Annotated in this window: 2 protein-coding genes; both read right to left on the reverse strand. The window is 54.6% G+C overall.

Going from position 1 to position 3,334, the window contains the following annotated elements:
• Nucleotides 1–342 precede the first annotated feature (342 nt).
• Nucleotides 343–813: a ribonuclease HI gene (rnhA, locus tag V6C16_RS09870; RefSeq protein ID WP_333543110.1), complete on the reverse strand. Its 471-nt coding sequence runs from the start codon at nucleotides 811–813 to the stop codon at nucleotides 343–345.
• A gap of 237 nt (nucleotides 814–1,050) precedes the next feature.
• A complete protein-coding gene (locus V6C16_RS09875) occupies nucleotides 1,051–2,796 on the reverse strand; it encodes a HAMP domain-containing methyl-accepting chemotaxis protein (RefSeq protein ID WP_333536756.1) in 1,746 nt (581 codons plus the stop codon).
• Between the last annotated feature and the right edge of the window lie 538 nt (nucleotides 2,797–3,334).

Raw genomic sequence — 3,334 nt, forward strand, 5'->3', positions numbered from 1 at the left:
CTCAGCCATACATCCTCTCAGGTGGGCCGCGCATACCGACAACGCGGGGGATACAAAATGAAGGCCATAATCTACGGGGCAGATACCAATCAGCAAAAGTGGGAAGCGGCACGCAGAGCATACGAAAGGATGCTTGCCGATGGGGAGACAGACTGCGGGTACACGTTCAACAACGGCAAACAGGTGTACGCCCAACGCGGCAAGTATAGTATCGCACTGACAGTACAGGCCAGGGAAAAGGCGTTTTCTGCGGCGGAAGGGGGTACGGGCATAGTATTGGGGGTTGCGGCATTGCGGTCTGAGCGCGGCGGCTTGCCTGCGTTCAGACGGGGTGTTTGTCTGTCAGGGTTTATAGCCTGTATCCGGCGGCAGGTCACGGCGGCTTGCCTGGGTGCGGGCCAGAACGTCGCAGCGCTCGTTTTCGGGGTGTCCGGCGTGTCCTTTCAGCCAGTGAAAGCTTACCTTGTGCTGGCGCAGCAGGGGCAGCATGCGCTGCCACAAGTCCACATTGAGCACGGGTTTTTTATCGGATTTTACCCAGTTCTTTTTCACCCATCCCCACAGCCAGCCCTTGCTCACGCTGTCGCAAACATAGCGTGAATCTGTATACAGGTCCACGGTGCAAGGGGTTTTGAGCAGGGCCAAAGCCTCGATGACGGCCAGCATTTCCATGCGGTTGTTGGTGGTCAGGGCATATCCGCCGGAAAATTCCTTGCGGTGTTCGCCCTCGTCCAGGCGAAGAACGGCGGCCCAGCCGCCCGGGCCGGGATTGCCGAGACAGGAGCCGTCTGTGTGGATGGTCACTTTTTGCATTGTCTTCCTTGAAAAGCATGAATTGGCTGCGATGTTTTACCCGGCACAAATGCGGCACGGCGTGACCCGCGTCAGGTGCGGGGCTGGATGTGTCGGGTTTATGGCGCAGGCACGGCGCAGCATACACGGCATGGGGACGGGGGGCAATGCGCACGCGAGGCGTCCTGCGGCACGAAAAAACCGGCCCTGCCCCGTGAAGGCAGGACCGGTTTTGTTCATGAAGGCTGGTAACGGGCATCAGGCCCGTTTGAGAGACTCAATTATTCTGGCCAGTTCCTGCGCCTGGGCCGCCAGTTCGGAAACGGCCTTGCTGGCCTCGCCCATGGCCTGGGCTGTTTCGCCGGCAATGGTGTTGACGTGTTCCACGGAGCGGGCAATTTCTTCTGAAGAGGCCGACTGCTGTTCGCTGGCAGTGGCGATATTGCGTACCTGATCGGCTGTCTGCCCGGCCAGGTCGAGGATTTCTTTCAGCGCCTCGCCGCTGCGCAGGGAAAGCTCGGTGGCGAGATTAACCTTGCCCACCGCGGTATCCATACGGCGCACGCCGTCCTGGGAACTTTCCTGAATGGCGTGGATGGCCCTGCCCACATCCTGGGTGGAGGCCATGGTTTTTTCTGCCAGCTTGCGTACCTCATCGGCCACCACGGCAAAGCCGCGTCCTGCTTCGCCGGCTCTGGCCGCTTCGATGGCCGCATTAAGAGCCAGCAGGTTGGTCTGATCCGCAATGTCGGAAATGACGGTCATGATTTCATTGATGGCCTGCGCATGCCCGGAAAGCTGGTCCATGTTGGCCTTAAGGGACATGGCGTCGCTTTGCACTTCATTGATGGCCGTCTGGCACTGGGAGGTAATCTGTTCGCCATCGCGGGCTTTCTGTTGCGCCGCGCCGGAAAGGTCCGCTCCTGACGAGGCGTTTCTGGCTACTTCAAGCACGGTGACGTTCATTTCTTCCACTGCGGTGGCGGTGTCCGCAATGCGGCTGGCCTGCTGCGCCGCACCGTGAGAGGACTGCTCGATCTGGGCTGAAAGCTGTTCGGAGGCGGAGGCGATAATATTGACTACGCCTTCAAGCTGGGCTGCGGCATCAAGCAGCCCTTCGCGACGGGCGCTTTCCGCTCTGGACTGGGCTTCTTCTGCCGCACGTTGCGCTGCCCCGGCCTTTTCGGCCGCTTCCTGCGCCCGGAGCGACTCTTCCTGCGCCCGCTCGATATTTGCCTTCAGGGCGCTGACCATGCCTACAATGGCCTTGTATACACCTTCTTTGGAGCCTCCATCGTCCACACTGTAGTCGCCCTGCACGACGCGGTTGGCAATGTCGTTAAGTTCGCCGGGGTCTTTGCCCAACTGCCTGTGCGTACTTCTTATGATGAACACCACCGTGAGAGTGCCGGAAATGAGCGCTGCCGCGAGCAGACCGATGATCAGGTTTTTTGATGTGGCGTACAGGATGTCGCACTGCTTGCTGGCCGTGTCGCCGCCTTCGGTATTGAGATGCACCAGTGTCGCGAGGAATTCGCGTCCCTGTTCGTAGCACGCCCGGGACTGCACGCGGAAAAATTGCCGGGCTTCATCGCGGTTGCCGCTGTCGGCCAATTGTATGATGCGGGAACTGATATCTGAATATTCCTTCCATTGCCGCGAAAAGGCTTCATATGCCTGGCGCTCCTGCTGTGAGTCGATGAGGGGTAAATACCGCGCGGTAATGGCGGAAAGGCTTTTTTGCGAGCTTTCCATGCGGTTTTTATATATCTGCCGGTATTCGTCCATGGGAGGCGTTGTGATGAACAGGGCTTCGGCAAGCCGATAGTCAGAGGCGACGATGTTGAGTTCCATGGCGCACCGTGTTGAAGGCAGCCAGTTGCGACTCAGTTCTGTTGAACCGTCATTGATCTTTGACATCTGCACGAGGCTGAACGTGCCGAGTATGGCGATGAGCAGCAGCAAGAACGCCGACATCAGTGAAAGTTTTACTCCCAGCTTCATTTGCTTTCCTCCTCCCCCAATGGTGTGGTGATGACCTTTTGTATGCAAGTGCATAAAAACAATAGTGTAGTTTTGTTTCTTCATGCACCATTGACATGATATGAAGACATTTTATTGCATAACTAATTTTTTCATCAGACTTTGAGTAATAATGATTATTGTCTTAATGTATTATCGGCATAATTAATACTGACTTATGGTCTTTATCAATATAAAAAACTGTTTTTATAAACGGTATTTCTCTGCCATGAGTTAAAAAACTTTATATGCTGAGCTTTAATATAAATGAAAACTTTATATGCATAAAAAAATAGTCATGTCATGATATGGTGTATGCTTTTTATGTGAAAAAAAATTTGCCGGAATATAAGAACTGAAACTTTTCTGCGTTGTTGGGTAGAGAAAACACGCCATTGCTGTCCGGCTAAGGGGTAACAAAAAAGTCCAAAATCTCAGCAGTATGTGGTATAAGAAGTTACCACAACAACTTGCCACACAAGGAGATTTTGGACTTGAGCCATCATACTACACTCTTCTC

This window comes from Desulfovibrio sp. 1188_IL3213, assembly GCF_036763145.1.
Lineage (GTDB): Bacteria > Desulfobacterota > Desulfovibrionia > Desulfovibrionales > Desulfovibrionaceae > Desulfovibrio.

Coding starts and splice junctions, on each gene's coding strand:
- rnhA (WP_333543110.1), bottom strand. CDS start 813: ATGCAAAAAGTGACCATCCACACAGACGGCTCCTGTCTCGGCAATCCC.
- V6C16_RS09875 (WP_333536756.1), bottom strand. CDS start 2,796: ATGAAGCTGGGAGTAAAACTTTCACTGATGTCGGCGTTCTTGCTGCTG.